The organism is Leptospira yasudae (genome assembly GCF_003545925.1).
GTDB classification, from domain to species: Bacteria; Spirochaetota; Leptospiria; order Leptospirales; family Leptospiraceae; genus Leptospira; species Leptospira yasudae.
Genome location: NZ_QHCU01000005.1, coordinates 370,114 through 390,669, shown reverse-complemented (window position 1 = coordinate 390,669; position 20,556 = coordinate 370,114). Strand labels below are relative to the sequence as shown.

Annotated in this window: 16 protein-coding genes and 2 pseudogenes; 5 read left to right on the top strand and 13 right to left on the bottom strand. The window is 46.9% G+C overall.

Translation table 11 applies throughout. The annotated features are described in order from the left end of the window. Positions 1–3: 3 nt before the first annotated feature. The 4 genes from kdsA to rfaE1 form a co-directional block, all read right to left on the bottom strand. Entirely contained in the window at positions 4–867 is an 864-nt protein-coding gene (kdsA, locus tag DLM76_RS15995; protein ID WP_118965805.1) for a 3-deoxy-8-phosphooctulonate synthase, read from the bottom strand. Beyond that, positions 864–2,486, bottom strand: coding sequence for a CTP synthase (pyrG, locus tag DLM76_RS15990; protein WP_118956563.1), 1,623 nt, complete (start codon positions 2,484–2,486; stop codon positions 864–866). Before pyrG ends, kdsA begins: the two co-directional genes overlap by 4 nt. A 100-nt stretch (positions 2,487–2,586) precedes the next feature. After that, positions 2,587–3,063, bottom strand: a complete 477-nt coding sequence (gene rfaE2, locus DLM76_RS15985) for a D-glycero-beta-D-manno-heptose 1-phosphate adenylyltransferase (protein WP_118956564.1) — start codon at positions 3,061–3,063, stop codon at positions 2,587–2,589. Positions 3,064–3,065: 2 nt separating this feature from the next. Next, positions 3,066–4,079: a D-glycero-beta-D-manno-heptose-7-phosphate kinase gene (rfaE1, locus tag DLM76_RS15980; protein ID WP_118965804.1), complete on the bottom strand. Its 1,014-nt coding sequence runs from the start codon at positions 4,077–4,079 to the stop codon at positions 3,066–3,068. Positions 4,080–4,133: 54 nt separating this feature from the next. Between rfaE1 and DLM76_RS15975 the strand changes: the two genes are divergently transcribed. Together DLM76_RS15975 and DLM76_RS15970 are read left to right on the top strand one after the other, a co-directional pair. Continuing rightward, positions 4,134–4,757 (top strand): LON peptidase substrate-binding domain-containing protein, encoded by a 624-nt coding sequence (locus DLM76_RS15975; RefSeq protein ID WP_118965855.1) that lies wholly within the window; start codon positions 4,134–4,136, stop codon positions 4,755–4,757. Between the two features lie 57 nt (positions 4,758–4,814). Further along, positions 4,815–5,357: a DUF1564 domain-containing protein gene (locus DLM76_RS15970; RefSeq protein ID WP_118965803.1), complete on the top strand. Its 543-nt coding sequence runs from the start codon at positions 4,815–4,817 to the stop codon at positions 5,355–5,357. Between the two features lie 128 nt (positions 5,358–5,485). On the opposite strand, the gene DLM76_RS15965 is transcribed toward DLM76_RS15970, so the two are convergent. The 4 genes and pseudogenes from DLM76_RS15965 to DLM76_RS21910 all read right to left on the bottom strand — a co-directional run bounded on the left by DLM76_RS15965 (position 5,486) and on the right by DLM76_RS21910 (position 8,947). Continuing rightward, a complete protein-coding gene (locus tag DLM76_RS15965; protein WP_118965802.1) occupies positions 5,486–6,760 on the bottom strand; it encodes a C40 family peptidase in 1,275 nt (424 codons plus the stop codon). A gap of 50 nt (positions 6,761–6,810) precedes the next feature. Continuing rightward, the gene (locus DLM76_RS15960; RefSeq protein WP_118965801.1) at positions 6,811–8,115 is read right to left on the bottom strand and encodes a peptide MFS transporter; all 1,305 of its coding nucleotides are present in this window, start codon (positions 8,113–8,115) and stop codon (positions 6,811–6,813) included. After that, positions 8,091–8,642: a cob(I)yrinic acid a,c-diamide adenosyltransferase gene (locus tag DLM76_RS15955; RefSeq protein ID WP_118965800.1), complete on the bottom strand. Its 552-nt coding sequence runs from the start codon at positions 8,640–8,642 to the stop codon at positions 8,091–8,093. Before DLM76_RS15955 ends, DLM76_RS15960 begins: the two co-directional genes overlap by 25 nt. Continuing rightward, positions 8,626–8,947: pseudogene (locus DLM76_RS21910) on the bottom strand (hypothetical protein). The gene DLM76_RS15955 and the pseudogene DLM76_RS21910 overlap by 17 nt, the downstream one beginning before the upstream one ends. Before the next feature lie 30 nt (positions 8,948–8,977). On the opposite strand from DLM76_RS21910, the gene DLM76_RS15950 reads away from it, so the two are divergent. Next, the gene (locus DLM76_RS15950; protein WP_000586161.1) at positions 8,978–9,829 is read left to right on the top strand and encodes a flagellin N-terminal helical domain-containing protein; all 852 of its coding nucleotides are present in this window, start codon (positions 8,978–8,980) and stop codon (positions 9,827–9,829) included. Between the two features lie 120 nt (positions 9,830–9,949). Here the strand turns inward: DLM76_RS15950 and DLM76_RS15945 are convergent, their stop codons facing one another. The 5 genes from DLM76_RS15945 to DLM76_RS15925 form a co-directional block, all read right to left on the bottom strand. Next, the gene (locus DLM76_RS15945; RefSeq protein WP_118965799.1) at positions 9,950–13,273 is read right to left on the bottom strand and encodes an efflux RND transporter permease subunit; all 3,324 of its coding nucleotides are present in this window, start codon (positions 13,271–13,273) and stop codon (positions 9,950–9,952) included. 7 nt (positions 13,274–13,280) lie between these two features. Beyond that, positions 13,281–14,447: a heavy metal-binding domain-containing protein gene (locus DLM76_RS15940; protein ID WP_118965798.1), complete on the bottom strand. Its 1,167-nt coding sequence runs from the start codon at positions 14,445–14,447 to the stop codon at positions 13,281–13,283. Beyond that, entirely contained in the window at positions 14,444–15,826 is a 1,383-nt protein-coding gene (locus tag DLM76_RS15935) for a TolC family protein (RefSeq protein WP_118965797.1), read from the bottom strand. The genes DLM76_RS15940 and DLM76_RS15935 overlap by 4 nt, the downstream gene beginning before the upstream one ends. A gap of 40 nt (positions 15,827–15,866) precedes the next feature. Beyond that, a complete protein-coding gene (locus DLM76_RS15930) occupies positions 15,867–16,244 on the bottom strand; it encodes a hypothetical protein (RefSeq protein WP_241548264.1) in 378 nt (125 codons plus the stop codon). 226 nt (positions 16,245–16,470) lie between these two features. After that, positions 16,471–17,319, bottom strand: coding sequence for a flagellin N-terminal helical domain-containing protein (locus tag DLM76_RS15925; RefSeq protein ID WP_118956865.1), 849 nt, complete (start codon positions 17,317–17,319; stop codon positions 16,471–16,473). Positions 17,320–17,674: 355 nt separating this feature from the next. Between DLM76_RS15925 and ispH the strand changes: the two genes are divergently transcribed. Together ispH and DLM76_RS15910 are read left to right on the top strand one after the other, a co-directional pair. Continuing rightward, complete coding sequence (gene ispH, locus DLM76_RS15915; RefSeq protein WP_118956573.1) at positions 17,675–18,613, top strand: 4-hydroxy-3-methylbut-2-enyl diphosphate reductase; 939 nt, start codon at positions 17,675–17,677, stop codon at positions 18,611–18,613. A gap of 249 nt (positions 18,614–18,862) precedes the next feature. After that, positions 18,863–20,552: pseudogene (locus DLM76_RS15910) on the top strand (PAS domain-containing sensor histidine kinase); the annotation flags it as partial. Positions 20,553–20,556 lie beyond the last annotated feature (4 nt).

Here is a 20,556-nt window from a genome sequence, read left to right as displayed (position 1 = left end):
CGATTACGATTGAGGTCTGGAAACGAGGATCTCTTTTTTGATATAACGATCCAATCCGATCATTTCTTTGAGAAGAGATTTGATCTGTGAAAGCGGATATTGAGTCGTCGCATCCGAAAGCGCTTTTTCAGGATCGGGATGGACTTCCATAAAGATTCCTTCGATTCCGAGAGAAACCGCGGAACGAAGGACGCTCGGAATGAATTCTCTTTGCCCGCCGGTACTGTTACCCGCCGCTCCCGGAAGCTGAGCCGAATGAGTCGCGTCGAATACGACCGGAATGTCGAATCCGTGAATGATCGGAACCGCTCTTCCGTCAAAGATGAGATTTCCGTAACCGAAGCTCGTTCCCCGTTCGGTCACGAGACATTTGTCGTTTCCGGATTCTTTCATCTTCACAGCGATGTGACGCGTGTCTGCAGGCGCTAAGAACTGACCCTTCTTCACATTCACCCATTTTCCCGTTTTTGCGGATTCGGCGATGAGATCGGTTTGTCTGCAAAGAAACGCGGGGATCTGATACACGTCGATTACGTCCTTGAGAGGTCCGATCTGATGGGTTTCGTGAATGTCGGTGAGAACCGGAACGTTGTATTTGTTTTTGATATATTCTAAATTTTTAATACCTTCCGCAAGCCCGGGGCCTCTGTATGAATTCACGGAGGAACGATTCGCTTTATCGAAACTGCTTTTGAAGATATAAGGAATTTTGAGTTCGGCGCAGATTTCGATCATCTCGGCGCAGACACGATCCAGCAGATCGCGATTCTCCATAACGCAGGGACCGGAGATCAAAAAGAAAGGTTCGTCTCCCCCGATCTTACTTCCGTTTAGAAAATCTCTCTTGGTGCAGGTATTGTCTCTCATGATATTCCTTTCTTTGAGTATTTCACGGCCGCGCGGATAAATCCAGCGAATAAAGGATGCGGAGCCGTCGGTTTGGATTGAAATTCCGGATGGAACTGAACCCCTATAAACCAATTGTGTTTCGGGATTTCCACGATTTCAACGAGGTTGTCGTCCGGAGAAGTTCCCGCGATGACCATTCCGTTTTCCTCATATTGTTGTTTGTAACGGTTGGTGAACTCGAATCTATGTCTGTGTCGTTCGTGGATCAGTTCCGATTTGTATTCGTTGTATGTAAGCGTGTCTTTTTTGATCTTGCAAGGATACGAACCGAGTCTCATCGTTCCGCCCATCTGTTCGATGTCGTTTTGTTCTTCGAGAAGGGAGATCACTGGATGTTCGGTGTCCGGTCTGATTTCGGTGGAGTTTGCGTCTTTCAAACCGAGAACGTTTCTTCCGTATTCCACAACCGCGCATTGCATTCCGAGACAGATTCCGAAAAAAGGAATTCCTTTGGTTCTTGCGTATTGGATCGCGAGAATCTTTCCTTCGATACCTCGATCTCCGAAACCTCCGGGAACCAAAATCCCCTGAACGTTTTTCAGAGAAGCTTCCACGTTGTCCTTGTCCAGATTTTCGGGATCGATCTTGACGAATTCGACTTTCGTATCGTGCGCGATTCCTCCGTGCGATAGACTTTCATAGATGGAACGATACGCGTCTTGCAGTGAAATATATTTTCCGACAACGGCGACTTGAACGGTTTGTTTCGTGGTAAGAAGACCTTTGACCATCGAATCCCATTCGTTGAAGTTGGAAGTTCTGAGTTCCATTCCCATCGTTTTGAGAACGACCTCGTCGAGTTTTTCTTCCTTATACATTTTTGGAATTTCGTAGATGGACGTGGAGATGTCGCTCGCGGAAATCACGTTCTCCTCTTTCACGTTGCAAAAGAGGGAAAGTTTATTCTTCATTTCCTTGGTCATCGGTTGGGAAACGCGGCAAACGAGTATGTCCGGTTGGATTCCGAGTCCGAGAAGTTCTTTGACGGAGTGTTGCGTCGGTTTGGTTTTGGCTTCTCCCGCGGCGGTGATCGTCGGAACCAGTGTTAGGTGAACGAACAAAACGTTGGAACTTCCGTGTTCGTAACGCATCTGACGGATCGCTTCTAAGAAGGGAATGGATTCGATGTCTCCGACGGTTCCTCCGATTTCCACGATGATGAAGTCCGGGTTTTCTTCCCGAGCGACGATGTACATCCGGTTTCGGATTTCGTTCGTGATATGAGGAACGACCTGCACCGTGCGACCGAGGTAATCTCCCTTTCTTTCTCTTTGAATGACGGTATTATAAATCTGGCCGGTAGATACGGAATTCTTCCGCGTCAATTTGGAATGAGTAAAACGTTCGTAGTAACCGAGATCCAAGTCGGTTTCGGCTCCGTCGGCGGTTACGTAAACCTCTCCGTGTTGATAAGGACTCATCGTTCCTGGATCGATATTGATATAAGGGTCCATTTTTTGAAGGGAAACCGTATATCCTCTGCTTTCCAACAAACAACCCAGAGCCGCGACCGTGACCCCTTTTCCCAGTGAGGAACTCACCCCTCCCGTTACGAAGATAAACTTAGTTCTCGACAACTTGCATTCCCGCCTTTCAGAACAGAGTTTTGAGTGTTTCCAGAAATTCAAACAGGAATTTCTGAGAATTCTGTCTCCAAAAAAAGTTCGGGACTTCGTTTTAGAGTTTCAGGATTTTCTCGATGAGGAGCGAGGTGGATTTTCCGGGCACGAACGGCAAGATTTTGACTTCTCCCCCGAATTGACGAACGACCGGAGTTTCGGGGAGATCTTCCACCTTATAATCCCCGCCTTTGACGTGAACCGCGGGTTTGACGAGTCGGATCAGATCCAGCGGAGTGTCTTGCGGAAAAATCGTGACCGCGTCCACAAATCTCAGGTTGGAAAGAAGAAGCGCTCGATCGTCCTCTCCGACAACCGGTCTTTGTTCCCCTTTCAATCGCTTTACGGAAGAATCCGCATTGACTCCAACCCAGAGAAAATCTCCGAGTTCCCGAGCCTGGGAAAGATATGTGATATGACCTTTGTGAACCAAGTCGAAACAGCCGTTGGTAAAAACGATTTTTCGATCTTTGCGGATTTGATCCGCAAAACTTGCAGCTTGATCCCAGGGAATGATATGAGTCTTTAAGTCCATTCTTACTTTTGAAAACTTCCCATAGATTGAAGGGACGCTTCGAGTTCGGCGGGCGTAACAGTTTCCGCTCCGAGTTTTCCGACTACGACTCCTGCCGCCGCGTTCGAAACGACGCTCGCATCCAGTTCACTGAGTCCCGCCGCGTGATAAGCGGTGTAAGCGCTGATGACCGTGTCCCCCGCTCCGGTTACGTCGAATACTTCCCGCGCCACCGTGGGAATATGAAAGATTTCCTTTTTTGCGGCCAAATACAAACTCATTCCTTTTTCCCCTCTCGTAATCATAAGAGAAGGACAGGAAAGTTTTTCGGAAATTTCTTCGGCGGCTTTTAAAACCTCGGAATCGTTCTCCAATTTTCTTCCGATCGCCTTACCCGCTTCGTGATGATTCGGCGTCAGAATGCTCACACCCTGGTAAAGAAAAAAATGACTGACCTGTGGATCGACCGTTACGATCTTTTTTTTCTCCACGCAGATTCTCGAAACTTCTTGGATGATTCTCGGAGTTAAGGTTCCTTTATCGTAGTCGGAAAGAACGACCGCGTTTGCCGAATCGATTCTTTCCAAGAACGCTTGCAGAAGTTCGTCCTCTTCTTTTTTCGTGATCGGTTTTAATTCTTCCTTATCGATTCTGCAAACCTGTTGATGACCGGCGATCACTCTCGTTTTGAGAATGGTCGGAACGTCTTCGGATCGGATGAAGAAGTTTCGACCGATGTCCGTGTTTTCTTTTTCAAGAAGTCCGATTAAACTTTTGGCTTTTTCGTCTTTTCCCGCTCTTCCTAAAACGATGGATTGAACGCCGAGACTCGATAGATTCTTCACGACGTTTCCGGCTCCTCCTAAGGTAATCTTTTCCTTACGAACCCAGACGACGGGCACGGGAGCTTCGGGAGAAATTCGATTCACTTCTCCGATGAGATATTCATCCAAGATAAAATCTCCGATGACGATGATTTTCAGATTCTTAAGGTTTGCCGTGGAAGATTGAAAACGATTTCGATCCAGATAATACAAATTCTACCGATCCTTGGGATTTTGATTTACGGTTTCTCTCTAAGCAGTTATAGTATCCTTCCCGTGTCAACCACTACTGTCCCCATCTTTCCGTTGCCGGAAATCATTCTATTCCCAGGGACGTATTTACCTCTTCACATCTTCGAACCGAGATACAGATTGATGCTCGATTATTGTATGGAATCGGGAGAAGAATTGGCCGTCGCTCCGATTCTTCCCGCAAAGTCGAGGGCGCCTTCCAAACATCCGGAGATTGAAACCGTTTTCGGTTGGGGAAAAATCATTCGAAGAGATCCCCTGCCCGACGGAAGATCCAATATTCTTCTGGAAGGAAGGGGAATCGCCAAACTCATCGACTACGAAACCGTGGAACCGTTTCGAGTGGCCCGCATCGAAAAGATCGAACCGAACTTCGAATACTTAAAGGATGAGGATTTTCAAAAAGTCTTCGAACGGCTTTTGTTCTTAACGAAACGAATCCTTCTTTCCGAAGGTGCGGGAGAAGATCTGATCCTTCGAATGAACGAACTCATGACGCATCCGTTTCCCATAGACTTTATCGCATCCATTCTCAATTTCGAATTCTCCAAAAAACAGGAAATCTTGGTCGATCCGAATCCGATGGAAAAGACCAAAATCCTGATGCAGATCGTGGAAGAACTCAATCTGAAAGAATAATCCTTAATTTCACGCAGAGCTGTGCCGGATTGATGAGTTGGGGAACCGTTCTCTTGTATGGGTGTATTGCTTTTAAATTCGAACCGTGAACTTCGGTCCAAACTTCAAGAGAGAAGATCGGAGGTCGTTACCCTTCTGATTCCGAAACCGACTTGGATGTGTTATCCCGAAAGGAAACGAAGAAGCCTTACGAAGAGGATCCCGATCCTTTTGGAACGATACGGCAAGTATCTAACTACCGTGAACCGTTTGGGGAAGAATGCAAGAAAGACTTTGTATCAGCCCTCGTCTGGGAAAGATACTATGTTACGAATGAATGTTCGGGTGAGCACGGGAAGCTGGGCTTTTCTCGGTGCATTGGCGCAGATACACGGAGTTTCGCGTTGTTATCTTTTTAATTATTTGTTATGGCTAGATGAGGCTGGAGTCGGGGATTCTATCGTGAACATGATGAATGAAGGAGGTCCCACATTCCATCGGTCTTACAGCTATATCCTCCACCTCGATCTACTTCAAAATACGATTGCGCGTCGATTGGAAACGGAACCGATCGATTTATTTTACATGCTAGACTACCGCGATTGGTTCGATTTTGGATAGAAAGCTCAAAAACGGTTATAAATCCTGTTGATTCCCGGCCAACGCGACAGCACAAAGCCGGAAAATCAGTCCGAATAAGTCGATCGTTCAACGAAGGAAATTACATGGGAGTGGAAACCGTCCGTCCGTCAAGATTCCACTTTTTTAAACACTCTTCGCGACGTTACATAACGGTCGATCCACCACTTCATCGAAATCTTATCGATGACCACTCCTCTCGTGGAAGAAGCGTGTGCGAATTCCTTGTCGCTGATGACAAGACCCACGTGCGTGATCTTGCTTTGATTCGGAGAAGCGGAAAAGAAGATCAGATCCCCCGCTCTTAAATTGTTATGCGAAACGCTACTTCCCGATTTGGCCTGATCTCTTCCGAGACGAGGAACGATTTTTGCGGGGACTCCCACTCGTTTGTCGGTTAGAGAACTGAACGTAAATCCGGAACAGTCCACTCCTTTTTTGGAAGTTCCTCCCCAGTAATAAGGAGTTCCTACCCATTCCTTAACGACGGAAAGTAGATAAGAAGAACGTAATGTTTCCCAGTCGGATTTCCCCGGTGAAACGGGAGCGTCCGGTTCGACTTCGGGGACCAAGGGAGGTTCCGGGATATTCTCCTCGAATCCGAACTTCGGTCTGTCTCCGATGACCAATTCTCCGGCGGAATCGAGGCCGCTGTCCAAGGTTCTTGCCGTTGCGATCGTCGCCGTCCAAGAATCCAAGGATCTGCTTTTGGTTCCTTCGTGTAAGGATTTCAATTGGGATAAAAGATCGGAGGCGAGCGTATAACGGTCGTTTGTCGGATTGAAAAAGATCGCTTGGCGAAAAGCCGAGTCCGTTTTTTCAAAGGGAGAACTCGCTCCCTTGCTCGGAAGCAGACTCAACACACGGGAAGCCAGTCTGTTCTCGGGAATGCCCGCGTATTTTCCCGCAATGAGTGCGCGTCCTCCGGCCAAAATCGAAAAGCCGTCCCAACGGGATTTGAGAGCGGTCGATAAGAAAACGTTTCGGATTTCTTCCCGAATTCCGGCCTTGTCCGTTTCCTTTACGAACAAGGAAACCAAAACGAAATCCTTATCGGAAAGTTTTTGTTTGGAAAGAATCGGGATCGCGTCTTCCGCTTCGGTAAAACGCATTCCGGAAAGGGAAACATAGTATTGGTTTACGATCAGATCCGCGATCGTATCTGGTGCGAGTCCTTCCATGATCGCCCAGGGAATCGTGTTTTTCGTGATTTCGATCACTTTCGGATCTTTGGATTTACCGCCTAATTTTTGAAAGACGGAGTTGCGGATGAGCAAGGTCTGACCCGCTTCGAAGTCCTCTTTGAGCAGATCGGAAAACGGATCGGCGAACAAGGAAACGGGAATCCAGAAAAGAATCAAAAGAATCTTGGAAATTCGAAACATCAGCATCTCCTAATATACAAATCTTAGAATATAAAAACTTCCTGTTTGCGTCAGCGGTCTCCGCCGTGCATCCATACCTGGAATTTTTTTCGAGCAAGAAACAGAACGATTCCTCCCGAAAAAGCCAGGCAAGCGAACATACCGAAGAATTTCGGGAAACTGTCCGTTCTCATCAAACCCGCGAGTTCTCCCGCGAGAATGTTTCCGAAAAAGCTGGAAAGAAACCAAACCCCCATCATAAAACCGCCGAGGTGATTCGGTGCGAGTTTCGTCACAAGGGACAACCCTCCTGGAGAAGTGAACAATTCCCCCGCGGTGATACAAACAACCATCAAAAAGAGCCAAATCGCGGAAATCTTATGACCCAAACGGAAGTCCAAGGTGACTAACGTTAAAATCAGAAACCCGAGTCCGAGTATAAAAAATCCGTATGCGAATCGGGTGGAAGTGTCCGGTTTCCAATTTCGTTTTCCCAGAGCGGTCCAGAACGAGGCGATGATCGGGGCTAAAACCAAAATCAACAAAGGATTTAAGGATTGAAAGAACGGCGTGGGGATGTCGTATCCGAACCAGTTGCGGTCCACATGGCGATCGATAAAAAGATTCATCGAAGAACCGATCTGTTCGAACACTGCCCAGAAGATAATGGCGAACGCGGTAAAGATGAGAATGACCGCGATTCTTTGTTTCTCTTCCACGGTAAGAGGAGCGCGTCTATGGCTTTCGTTAAGATGATTTTTTTTACCGGCTTCGAAAACCTTTTCGTCGAATCTCTTTCTGCCGAATAAGAAAATCAGAATTCCGAAGAATACTCCGAAAGCGGCGACTCCGAATCCGTATCCCCAGCCGAAGGATTCGCTGAAATAACCGCAGAACAAAGGTCCTAAAAATCCTCCGAGATTGATTCCCATATAAAAGATGGTGAATCCGGAATCCTTCATGTGATTCTTGTTTTCGGCTTCGTAGATTCTACCCACCACCGTAGAAATAGTCGGTTTAAAAAAACCGACTCCGATGATCAGAAGCGCCAATCCCAAAAAGAAAAACGGTTTCGTTTCGAACGCAAGACTGAGATGTCCGAACATCATCAACGTGGTTCCGAGAAAGATGGATTTTTTAAAACCGAGATAACGATCCGCAAGATAACCGCCGATCAACGGCGTAAGATACACGAGTCCCGTATAAATTCCGTAGATTCGATTCGCGTTCGGATCGGAAAAATGGAATACTTTCGTGAGAAACAACACGAGTAAGGCGCGCATTCCGTAAAAGCTGAATCGTTCCCAAGTTTCCGTGGAAAACAAAACCCAGAGACCTTTCGGATGTCGGTTTATCCCTTTGCTCTCGACGTCCATATCGGTTCCTGAATTTTTTCTTCCAAGTTCGCAAAACGCGCGGCCACAAAAAAATAATCCGAAAGCCGGTTCATAAAAATCAAGGGCGGGGAAAGAATTTCAAGACCTTCTTCCTTAAAGCGGACCATTTCCCGTTCCAATCTTCTTGCAACCGTTCTCGAGATATGTAAAAAAGAAGAAGCCTTGGTTCCACCGGGAAGAATGAATTTTTTCAGAGGTTCCAGTTTTTCCTGCATCCGATCGATTGCAGTTTCCAAAAACGTAATATCGGTTTCTAAGATGCAGGATTCTTCCTTGGGTCGAAACCCAGCTAGTTCCGAGCCGAGTTCAAAAAGTAGGTTCTGGATCGTTTCCAGCGGAGAATGGAGTTCGGAACCGGAAGGCAAAAAGGATTTTACGACCCCGATCGTTGAATTGAGTTCATCTGCGGTTCCGTAGAGTTCGACTCTTCGATCGGATTTGGGAACCTTGGCTCCGGTGGCAAGGGAGGTTTGACCGAAATCTCCCTTTTTAGTATAGATTTTCATAATTCTTAAGCTCGCAATGTTCTTCCCTCTGATAGGAAGAGACAAAATACGATCAAAACAATGGGAACGTGCGGCGGAAAGAAAAGGACTTTTTTTATAACGTGAAGGAAAAGAGTTGCTTTCAAAAACCGATTTAGGTAATATTTTGACAAAAGTTTCCTAAACTGAATGTCGGCTCCCTCCGTACAAGACTTTAGGAAAAAAATATAAAAACTTTCACCTCCGTTCCCGGAACCAGAGTGGAAGTTCGCAGTGGAAAAAACGAAGGCGGATTCTTTCGCCCCAAAACATCGGCCCGGACGGATCCGGGCAACATTGACAGGGAGGTTGTGACAATGATTATCAATCACAACATTAGCGCGCTCAGGACGAACAACGTACTGAAGAGTGTGAACAAGGAATTGGACAAGACCATGGAAAAACTTTCCACGGGTCTGCGGATCAATCGCGCCGGGGACGACGCGCTCGGGTTCGCGATGTCCGAAAAGATGCGGACCCAGATCCGCGGTCTTGCTCAAGCGGAGCGTAACGTGATGGATGGAGTTTCCTTCATCCAGGTTACGGAAGGAACGCTCGAGCAGGTGAACAATATCCTCCAAAGGCTCAGAGAACTTTCGATTCAGACTTCGAACGGAATCTATTCGAACGAAGATCGCAAGTTGGTTCAGCTCGAAGTGGATCAGCTCATTGAGGAAGTGGATCGAATCGGTAAATCCGCCGAGTTCAACCATATCAAGCCTCTTTCCGGCGATCATTCTAAACAATCCAACAAACCGATTCAACTCCAAGTGGGTCCGAATCAGAACGAGAAGCTCGATATCTTCATCGATTCCATGAACGCGACCGGTCTTCAGTTGGTTGCCAACGGAAAAAAACAAGCCCTCTCCTCCCCCGCAAGCGCGAACGCGATGATCGGGATTTTGGATACGGCGATTTCCAAGGTGAATCAGCAAAGAGCCGATCTCGGAGCGTATTACAATCGTCTGGAAATCACTTCTCAGGGATTGCAATCCAGCTACGTGAATATGGTCGCCGCCGAAAGCCGTGTGAGGGACGCGGATATGGCGGAACAGATCGTGGATTACACCAGAAATCAGATTCTCACAAAGAGCGGTTCCGCGATGCTCGCACAGGCGAACATGAGACCCGATCAAGTGGTGAAATTGTTAAGCGACCGATTCGGCTGATCCTTTTTTAAGCGTAGAATCCGATTCGATTTCGAAAACGAAGCCGCCTCGAAGAAATTCGAAGCGGCTTTTTTCGTTTTGCAATACGCTCGTTTTCAGTTTACCGATCGTTTGGGTTTATCATTTTTTTCCCCGTTTATGCTGCGGTGGCGGAGCGGTAAAAATTGATTCTTCTTTTTGAATATTCCGGAAGGCGAATAAATTCCTCAGATTCAAGTTCCCCTGTTTCCAAAGCAGGTATACGGGCGGATACACGAGAAGTTCCAAAATAAAACTCGTGGCAAGCCCTCCCACCATCGGAGCGGCGATCCGTTTCATCACGTCGGAACCGGTGCTGTTCGACCAAAGAATCGGCAGCAATCCCATCATGGCCGCAAGTACGGTCATGATTTTCGGACGGACACGATGAACCGCTCCGTGAAAAACCGCTTCGATCCATTCTTCCTGATTGCGGAGACGGCCTTTCTTTTCGGCGTCGGCATAGGATAAGTCGAGATACAAAAGCATAAAGACCCCGGTTTCCGCGTCGAGTCCCATGAGCGCGATCATTCCCACCCAAACCGCAACGGAAACGTGATAGTCCAAAATGGAGAGAAGTCCCACCGCTCCCACGAGAGAAAATGGAACCGCGAGCAATACGATCCAAGTCTTCGCGTAGGACTTGGTGTTTGCATATAACAGTAAGAAGATGATTAGGATCGTGATCGGCAGAACATACTTCATTCTTTCCCGAACCCGGATCATGTTCTCGTATTGGCCGCTCCATTCGATGGAATACCCGCTCGGGATTTTAATCTTTTCCTGTAAAAGTTTTTTGGCGTGATCGACGTACCCTCCGATGTCGCTCGTCGCCGGGTCGACGTAAACATAACCCGCTAAAAATCCGTTTTCATCCCGGATCATGGAAGGTCCCGTTTTGAGTCGAACGTCCGCTATTTCCGCAAGAGGAATATGTCCGAAAGTGGCGGTCGGAACGAGAATGGAACGGATCGTGTCCGCGGAATCGCGAAGTTCCCGCGGATAACGAAGGTTCACCGAAAAACGTTCCCGTCCTTCGATCGTCTGCGTGATCGATTCTCCTCCGATGGCGGAGACTACGATTTGCTGCGCGGAATCCACGGAAATATTATATCTCGCTAAATTAGGTCTTTTTAATTCTATGTCGAGATAGTATCCCCCCGCGGTTCTTTCCGCAAAGGCGCTCCTTGTGTCTGGAAGCGTTTTTAAAAGACTTTCGATTTCCACTCCGATCCGTTCGATTTCCTCCAAGGACGAACCGAGAATCTTGATTCCCACCGGCGTTCTCATTCCCGTGCTGAGCATGTCGATTCGAGCTTTGATCGGCATGGTCCAGGCGTTCGTCACGCCGGGATATTGCATTTCCCGGTTGAGAATTTGGATCAATTCTTCCTTGGTGATTCTTTCTTGACTGAACGGTAAAAACGGAAGTTGAAAGATTCTCGGCCAACGGGAATAGAATCGATCCGCCTTTCTCCATTCTTCTTTGGGTTTTAAAAGAATGACCGTTTCCATCATAGAGAACGGCGCAGAATCCGTTGCCGTTTCCGATCTGCCGGATTTTCCGAATACGCGTTTGACCTCGGGAATCGATTTCAATTTCTGATCCATGGAAACCATCAATTTTTCCGCTTCGGCCACTCCGATTCCGGGTAACGTGGTAGGCATATACAAAAGGCTTTCTTCGTCGAGCGGGGGCATAAACTCGCTGCCCAAACTCCAATACACGGGGATCGTTAAGATCACGAGAACAATCGCGGAGGATATCGTTTGTTTGGGATGATGCAAGACCCAGCGACACGCAGGTCCGTAGAGTCGAAACAAAATCTTACTGACCGGATGTTTTTCTTCGGGGTAATACTTTCCTACGAAAAGGTTTGTCGCAATCTTAGAAAGAAATGCGCTTTTGAAAGTGAACGGATCCATTCTCGTGAACAACATCCGAAACGCCGGGTCGAGCGTGATCGCAAGAAGCGCGGCCACGGCCATGGCGATGTTTTTGGAATAGGCCAAAGGTTTGAACAATCTTCCTTCCTGATCGACTAAGGCGAATACGGGAAAGAATGCGACCGCGATGACGAGCAGCGAAAAGAATACGGAAGGTCCGACTTCCAGAAGGGCGTCCAATCGAACTTGATGGTAATCCCCTTTTCTTCCTCCCGCTTCCCACTCCTCCAGTTTTTTATACGCGTTCTCCACCTCAACGATGGCTCCATCTACGAGAACTCCGATCGAGATCGCCATTCCCGACAAGGACATGAGGTTCGCGTTGATATCCAAAAGAAACATCGGGATAAAAGTAAGGAGAACGCTGATGGGGATCGTCAAAATCGGAATGATCGCCGACGGGAAATGCCATAAAAACAAAAGGATCACGGCGGAGACGATGAGCATCTCTTCGATCAATTTCCATTTGAGCGTCGATATTGCGTTCTGGATCAACTCCGATCGATCGTACGTCGGGATGAGTTCGGCTCCATCGGGTAGATTCTTTCGGATCGTTTCAAGTTTCGTCTTGAGACGATCGATCACGTTGAGCGCGTTTTCCCCATGTCGCATAACAATCGTTCCGGCGACCACGTCCCCTTCCCCGTTTAGATCGGCGATTCCCCTCCGTATGTCCGGGCCGAATTGGACGGTCGCGACGTTCTTCAAAAGGATCGGTGTTCCGTTTAAGTCGGTTCCGAGAGAGATATTTTCGAGGTCTTCCAAAGAAGAAAGATATCCTCTTCCCCGAACCATGTATTCCGCCCCCGATATTTCGAGAAGCCTTCCACCGGTCTCCTGATTGCTCGCGCGAATCCTCTGGACCAACGTATCGAAATCTATATTATAGGATCTTAATGCGTTCGGTTGGATGGTGATCTGATACTGCTTTCTAAAACCGCCTAACGAAGCCACTTCGGAAACGCCGGGGACGGCGTTCAAAAGATATTTGAGTTTAAAATCCTGATACGTTCTCAGATCGGCAAGGGAAGAATTTCCGCTCGTATCGGTCAAAGCGTATTGGTAAACCCAGCCCACCGAACTCGCGTCCGGACCCAGCTCGGTTTTTACTCCTGCGGGAAGATTGGATTGAATTCGGGAAAGATATTCGAGAACTCTCGAACGAGCCCAGTATATATCGGTCCCGTCCTGAAAGATGACGTACACGTACGAGAATCCGAAATCCGAAAAGCCGCGAACCGCTTTGATCTTAGGCGCGCCCAACAAAGAAGTAATGATCGGATACGTAACCTGATCCTCCAGGATGTCGGGGCTTCGATCCCATCTGGAATACACGATCACTTGCGTATCCGAAAGATCGGGTATCGCGTCCAAAGGAATGTTCCGCAGGGACACGATCGACGCGGCGATCGCTCCTAAGGTCAAAAGAATGATTAAAAATTTATTATATACGGAAAAGCGAATGATATTCTGGATCATAAAAACCTCAGTGTTTGTGGGAGGAGGACCCGAAACGGATCCTTGCTTCGGAATCGATCAAAAAGGCGGATTCCACGACCACCCTCTGTCCTTCCTCTAAGCCTTCTTTGATCTCCACCCAAGGCCCCGCGCTGATTCCTGTCTTGACGAGAACTCCCATGAATCGATCCGGACCGGTTTGGACATAAACCATCTTGTGGATTCCCGCATCCAAAATCGCGGAGGAAGGAATGCTCAGAATCTTTTTGAGAGGAAGAACGATTTCCAGATCTCCGAACATCTGCGGTTTCAGAATTTGTTCGCGGTCGTTCACTTCGCTTCGTAAACGAAGGGTTCGATTGTTCTTATCGAGAATCGTATCGATGCTTGCAATTTTTCCCGGAAAGGTTTTGTTCGGAAAAACCTTCGTTTGGAAGGTAATTTTTAAACCGACATGGACCGCCGATAAATCGGATTCGTAGATCTGAGAATAGATATGCGCCCTTCCCGCTTTTCCGCCCAGAATCAATTCGGAAGGATCGCGTTTTCCCGAGGTCCAAAGCCGAATTTGCTCGGGGGATAAACCGAGTTGTCTCAAACGGATCTGCGGGTTTTGGTCGCCAAAGGAAGAATCGGGTAGCAACTCACGGGAACGAAGCAGTTCTTTATATTCGGTCAAGGCCGTATATAAATCGGGATCGTACGCGACGGTGGAATACGCTTGAATCGATTTCGTTAAATCCCTTCTCTGTACCGATTCTGTTTTGATTCCGATCGATTGTTGTTTTTCCAAGGAAAGTTTTAGTTCTTGCGGACTCGAACTTGGGTTCGCTCCCGACGAGATATTCTTATCCGTAGAACCCATGTGAGAAGAGTGGTCTTCGTTCGTTGCGTTTTGATTTTGAGCAGACGAAGAATCCATAGATTCCCCGTTCGCTGCGGAATCATCGTTAGCCGTCATCGGATTTTTGTCCGACGTTAAATCGCCGTTCGGGGTAGAACTGCCGGAATGGTTTTCGTGATCATCGTGCCCTTTTTTAACCAAATCCATATTACAAATCGGGCATGTTCCGGGACGATCCGACGTGTAAGTCGGATGCATCGGACAATAATAGACTTCCTTTTTGGAAGCACAGGCCGTTAAAACGACCGAAAGAACGATCCAAACGATCGCTTTGGTGTAAAATGATTTCATAATGTTTCTCCCGAATGATTCGAATGCGGACCGATTTCTTTTTCAGGTTGGAGCCTACTCAACAAACGGAGAATGTTGAGGATCGATTCGTTTTTTCTTTCCAATAGATCTTCCCGGCGGATCTTTGCGTTGACCACTTCCACCTGCGCGGTCAAGACATCCTGCAATTTCGTTTTTCCCGGAATGTAGAGATGCGTATTGGCCCGCACCGTTTTCTCCAATTCGGGGATGAGCTGGTTTTGGAGGACATCGATTTGTTTTTGCAAACCGTAGATGAGTTCCAAATTTCTCTTGAGTTCGGAAGCGATCTGCTTTCTCGCTTTTACGGCGGATTCTTTTCCCGCTTCCGCTTGTTTTTCATACTGGCCCGTGATGCTTTCCCATTTGAACGCGGACCAAAAAGGAATCTTCATCGTAACCCCGAAACTGAAAAGGTCCCCTCGGTATTCCGTCGAATCCTGTAGTTTGTAATCGAGCGGTCCGCGGTCTAAAACGAAAGTTTTCGATCTTCGATTCATGTAAGAAAAGAAAACTTCTGTTTGAGGAAGACGTGTTAGCTTTTCTAATTTTGCGGTTTCCTTAAAACGTTTCTCTTCGGTGACAAACGCCTTGTAATCGGGATTTTCCCCGCTCAAAGATTCGATGGAGGAATGGATGGCTAAGATTCTGGATTCGTTTTCTCTAAAGTAGGAATCCACATCCAAGGATGAGAGATCGTTTTTGGAAAGTTTATCCTCGATCAGGAAGTATTCCAGTTGAGAGTTTAAGTCTTTTATATTTGTGGAATATTCCGTTTCCCTTTCCAACGCCTCCGTTTTTGCGATCGTAGGCTTGAACGCGTCCGCCAAGGAAACGCTTCCGGAGGAATAATACCCTTGAACCACGTTTTTTTGAGCCGAAAGCAATTCGAGAACTCTGCGGTTCAACTCCATCTTATTCTTGGATCGTTGATATCGATTGAGTTTGGAAAGAAGATCGCTTAAAAGACGGTTGATTCCGGAAAGATACGTATAACCCGCCTCCTTCTCCATAAACTTGGAAATTCTTTGCTCGCTTCCTAGTTTACCCGGAAACGGAAGCTCCTGTGAAACGGAAAACTCCACCCCGGTCATCGTAGGCGTATCCAAGGGGCGGTCGTTTAACGCGTATCCGTTGCGGGTAGGATAGTTACGATAGGCAATCCCGATTTTCGGATCGGGTAAAATTCCGGAAGCATCGGTATGAGATTTGTGCGAATGCGTAAGATGTCCGAGCGATTTCGCTTCGGGATGTTCTTCCGCGATCAAAGTCAGAATTTCTTCCACGCTCTTTTCTTCCGCAAAGACGGCTGAAACGGTAAATAAGTATATGAAAATTGTATAAAGTAATCGAGAACCCATGGTTCCTCCTTAAAATCGAAAGAAGAAAGTCGGGTTCGGTTTAGATGAGAAAAACTTGAAGTAGAGAAAGAGGATTTTGAAAGTCGGAATACGGGCTGCTCGAACCGCGATCGAGTTTTTCAAATACGGTCGTTTTTGGAGCTGCTAATACGAAATCAAGAGGAAGGATAAAAAGAACCGAAAGAATCTGGAACTTCCACAAATTCTGAAGTTCAAATCGAAACTCGGGTTGCGCGCTCGAACTGGTAACTTCGGAGGAACAACAATCGGAAGAGGATTTCTCTTCCGAATCGCCATTCTCACCATGACAAGGAGCGGCGGAGGAATCTTGCGCGGAAGACGAGGAAACCATCGGACAAGTTCCGGTAACGCCCATAAAAGACGCACAGATTAAATTCAGCGCGATCGCGCCGATCAAAATCAGTCCACTCCCCTTTTTCCAACGAAACATCTTGTCCATTGGACGAAAGTCAAAGCGGAATTGGAAGAAAAAAAAGCCCGAAGATTCTTTCAAAGAATACTCGGGCTTCAGAGTCGTACGGCGATTTATAACGGGAATTATAAATCCATTTTAGATATCGTCGTTTCCGGCTTTTGCTTAACTCTTCCGGCTGAAATTAAAGTCTTTCAGCCGGAAGAAACGGTTACTTCAGTAACTGGAGAACCGTTTGCGGTTTCATATTGGCCTGAGCCAGCATCGCGGTCGCAGCCTGAGTCAGGATCTGGTAACGCGTAAAGCTGGTCATTTGCTCGGCCATATCGGTATCGCGGATTCTGGATTCAGCCGCTTGGATGTTCTCATAAGCGTTCATGAGACCTTTCGCAGCGTGTTCCAGACGGTTATAATACGCACCCAAATCCGCTCTCTGTTTAGAGATGGAACGGAGCGCATCGTCAGCCAATCCGATTACCGAGTTCGCCTTGCCGGCAGTAGAAAGAGAGATAAACGTTAAAACGGTCGGGTTTCTGAGACCCAATGCCGCCGTATTCATCGTTTCAATGTAAACTCTTTCTCTTTGGTGCATGTTTGCACCCATGTGAAACCACATACTCGCAGTTGGATTCAATCTCGCGAAAGCTCCGGTAAGGAGTTTCATTTTGTTGAATTCAGCTTGAGAAGCGATTCGGTCGATCTCATCGACCAACTGGGAAACTTCCACTTGGATCTGTTGTCTGTCTTCCTCGGTATAGATACCGTTGGCAGCCTGAACAGCGAGAACCCGGATTCTCTGAACAATTTCATGAGTTTCCTGGAGATATCCTTCAGTAGTCTGTATCAGAGACATACCATCTTCAGTGTTCATTTCCGCTCTTCTGAGACCCAGAATCTGAGTTCTCATTTTTTCGGACACTGCAAGACCGGAAGCATCATCGCCTGCGCGGTTGATTCTCATTCCGGAGGACAACTTCTCGATGTCCTTTCCCATGTTTTCGCTATTGAACTTCAATGTTCTGTGCGCGAAAATGGCACTGACGTTATGGTTGATAATCATTCGGTTCCTCCTTGAATCCGATTCCCTTAAAAAGGGGGTAATGATTTTTCAAAGGTCTTCCTTGACCTTTTCAAAGAATCCATCGACGCGTCCGTAAAATCCGATAATGCACTTTTTTTCGCGATTCCATGATAAAAAATCTCTTCCTTTCGGATTCCGCTATGTCCCCTGAAACGCGATCCATAGGGAGCGTTTCGCTGAGTTAACGCGATCCATAGGGAGCGTTTCGCTGAGTTCAGAAAGCGGAGACTGCGTCGGTGATTTTTTTTTGCGGCATAAAAACGAACCCTCAAAGGAGTTTTTTTGATTCTTTACCGGAATCCGTTTCGAAAAATGGTACTCGGACGGAGTTTTCATGTTAGAAAAGATCTATTTAGCCAATCCGAGAGGATTTTGCGCCGGTGTGAAGTATGCTATTACGTATGTGGAACAGGTTCAGGCGAATTCCGCGGAACAGATTTACGTCCGTAAAGAAATCGTCCACAACCGCCGAGTTGTGGAAGACATGAAAAAAAGAGGAATCCGTTTTATCAACGACCTAGACGAAGCCCCTGACGGAGCGACGGTCGTTTTTTCGGCCCACGGAGTGGCTCCTTCCGTCGTTGATGCCGCTAAAAAAAGAGGAATGAAAATCGGAGACGCTACCTGTCCTCTGGTTACACGCGTTCATAGAAAAGCCCGTAAGATCAAAGATACGCACCAAATCATCTACATCGGACACGAGGGACACGACGAAGCGATCGGAACGATGGGAGAAGCGGAGATGTTTCTCGTAGAATCCGCCGAAGACGTAATCGCTCTTAAGGAAAAAATCGATCCAGATAAACCCCTCACTTATCTGATGCAGACCACACTTTCCGTCGCGGACACGAAGAATGTCGTGGATCAAATCGCAAACACGTTTCCTTTCGTCGAGCATCCCGCGAAAGACGATATTTGTTATGCGACTACGGAAAGACAGGAAGCCGTTTCTTTGATGATGGATGCGATCGACGCGATGCTCGTAATCGGTGCGGACAACAGTTCCAATTCCCTTCGTCTTTTGCAGCTCGCTCAAAAATCGAAACCGCATTCCTTCAAAGTGACGGGAGCGGACGATCTTTCCAAAGAGTATATTCAAAATAATAAAATTAGAATTTTAGGATTAACCGCCGGCGCTTCCACTCCTCAGGTTCTCGTGGATGAAATCATTTCCAAATTGAAGGCGTTTTATCCGAACGCGGAAGTGGAATTGTTTCCCGGTTCGAGAGAGGATTCGATGAATTTTAAACTTCCCGGAAACCTTCTCAGCTGATCCGAAATCGTGTCGAAAGCGACATAGAAATGCGCGTATACTTAAATTCATTCCTTAAGGAATGAAGAAATTAGGAAATTTCTTTTTTCTAAAATTTCATCGATTTTCTTTCAAAATCGCAGGAAATCGAATCTCACCTTTATTCCACTTTTTGCATTTTAGAATTTTGTATTATTTGAATATGCAATTCGACCTTTCGTAGAATAAAATCATTGATCTTTTTATAAAATTTGAGGATTTTGTCGGGCCGTGGAACGAGACCTGACAAGCTTCAAGCATTCGCAGGAACTTTATGAAATTCTGGTGAATCAGATTTCGGATTCCCTATTGGTTACGGACGCCGAGCTGGAACCTCCCGGTCCGAAGATCATATTCGCAAACCCCGCTTTTTACCGAATGACCGGCTATCAGCCTGAGGATCTAATCGGGCAAACGCCCCGGATTCTCCAGGGGCCGCTTACGAACCGCAAAATGATGATCGATCTAAAACGATCTCTTTCCCAAGGAAGGGATTTTTCCGGAGAAGCGGTCAATTATAAAAAAGACGGGAGTCCATACAACGTGGAATGGCGCATCTCCGCGATTCGCGATTCGTCAGGAAAAATTTTATACTTCATATCGATTCAAAGGGACATTACGGAAAAAGTACGAAAGGGAGAATCCGCCACAAGACGTCTTCGTTTGGAAATGGGGATCACTTCGGCCACGCAGATTCTTTTGTCCACTTCGGTGGAATTGAAAATTCTAAAATACGCGATGGAACAATTCTTGGTCTTTGTCGATTCGGAGAGATTGTATCTGTTTAAGAATTCGGAGAATGCGGATTCCGCAGAACTGTATCTCGAGGTAGTCGATCCTTCTCTCGACGCATCCAAATTTCCGATGATCAAAATCATATCCTATAACAACGATTATATGCGTTGGAAAAAAGTGTTTTCCTCGGGCGGATATTTACAAGGGAATGTTGCCGAGTTTCCGCAGAATGAAAAACTTTTTTTCGACGAAAGGGAAACACGTTCCGTAACTTTGATACCGCTGTTCGTTTCCAACGAATGGTTCGGTTTTGCCGGTTTCGAGAATTTTAAAACGACAAAGACGCTGAAGGAGGAGATATTCACGATTAGAACCTTTGTGGATCTGATCAGCGTCTTTTTGGAGCGGAAAAACGTATTAGAGGAATTGAAAGTTCATCGGGAGTCCTTGGAGGTTCTTGTGGAACAAAGGACCGAAGAGTTGAACCGGCAAAAAGAAATGGCCGAAAAGGCGAACAAGGCGAAATCCGAATTTCTCGCGAACATGAGCCACGAACTGAGAACGCCTCTGAATTCCATCATCGGCTTTTCCAGGTTGATGCAGCTCCCGGAGGAGATGGAACGGGAGAATAAATACAAGGACCTGATCTTTCATTCCGGAGTTCACCTTCTCAATATCATCAACGATATTCTGGACGTTTCTCGAATCGAGGCCGGAAAGTTTGTGTTGAACGAATCCGATTTCGATCTCAAAGAACTGACCTCCACATCCGTCGAAATGATTCTCGGCCAGGCGATCACCAAAAAGATCGGAATGAGATTCCAGTGGTTACCCGAGGATGCGGATTTTGAAATCAAGGCCGATCCGAAACGGGTTCGACAAGTAGTGTTGAATCTTCTCGGAAACGCGATCAAGTTTACCGATGCGGGTGGAGAAGTCTTAGTTCGTTTAATCAAAACGGAAAAAGGATACGAGATTTCCGTTCAGGATTCCGGCATCGGAATTCCCCCGGACGATATTTCGAGAATTTTTGAAACATTCTATCAGGTTCAAAGCGAGAATCACACTGCGGAAGGAAGCGGACTCGGTCTGCCGATCGTAAAACGGATCGTGGACGCACATCACGGTTCGATCGAAGTCGAAAGCGAACTTGGAAGCGGAAGTAAGTTTACCGTATGTCTGCCTTTCTC

Excerpts from the sequence above, each read along its gene's own strand:
- DLM76_RS15925 (WP_118956865.1), bottom strand. The coding sequence starts at position 17,319 with ATGATTATCAACCATAACGTCAGTGCCATTTTCGCGCACAGAACATTG.
- DLM76_RS15965 (WP_118965802.1), bottom strand. The coding sequence starts at position 6,760 with ATGTTTCGAATTTCCAAGATTCTTTTGATTCTTTTCTGGATTCCCGTT.
- DLM76_RS15955 (WP_118965800.1), bottom strand. The coding sequence starts at position 8,642 with ATGAAAATCTATACTAAAAAGGGAGATTTCGGTCAAACCTCCCTTGCC.
- DLM76_RS15970 (WP_118965803.1), top strand. The coding sequence starts at position 4,815 with ATGGGTGTATTGCTTTTAAATTCGAACCGTGAACTTCGGTCCAAACTT.
- DLM76_RS15935 (WP_118965797.1), bottom strand. The coding sequence starts at position 15,826 with ATGGGTTCTCGATTACTTTATACAATTTTCATATACTTATTTACCGTT.
- rfaE2 (WP_118956564.1), bottom strand. The coding sequence starts at position 3,063 with ATGGACTTAAAGACTCATATCATTCCCTGGGATCAAGCTGCAAGTTTT.
- DLM76_RS15950 (WP_000586161.1), top strand. The coding sequence starts at position 8,978 with ATGATTATCAATCACAACATTAGCGCGCTCAGGACGAACAACGTACTG.
- DLM76_RS15960 (WP_118965801.1), bottom strand. The coding sequence starts at position 8,115 with ATGGACGTCGAGAGCAAAGGGATAAACCGACATCCGAAAGGTCTCTGG.
- ispH (WP_118956573.1), top strand. The coding sequence starts at position 17,675 with ATGTTAGAAAAGATCTATTTAGCCAATCCGAGAGGATTTTGCGCCGGT.
- kdsA (WP_118965805.1), bottom strand. The coding sequence starts at position 867 with ATGAGAGACAATACCTGCACCAAGAGAGATTTTCTAAACGGAAGTAAG.
- DLM76_RS15940 (WP_118965798.1), bottom strand. The coding sequence starts at position 14,447 with ATGAAATCATTTTACACCAAAGCGATCGTTTGGATCGTTCTTTCGGTC.
- DLM76_RS15945 (WP_118965799.1), bottom strand. The coding sequence starts at position 13,273 with ATGATCCAGAATATCATTCGCTTTTCCGTATATAATAAATTTTTAATC.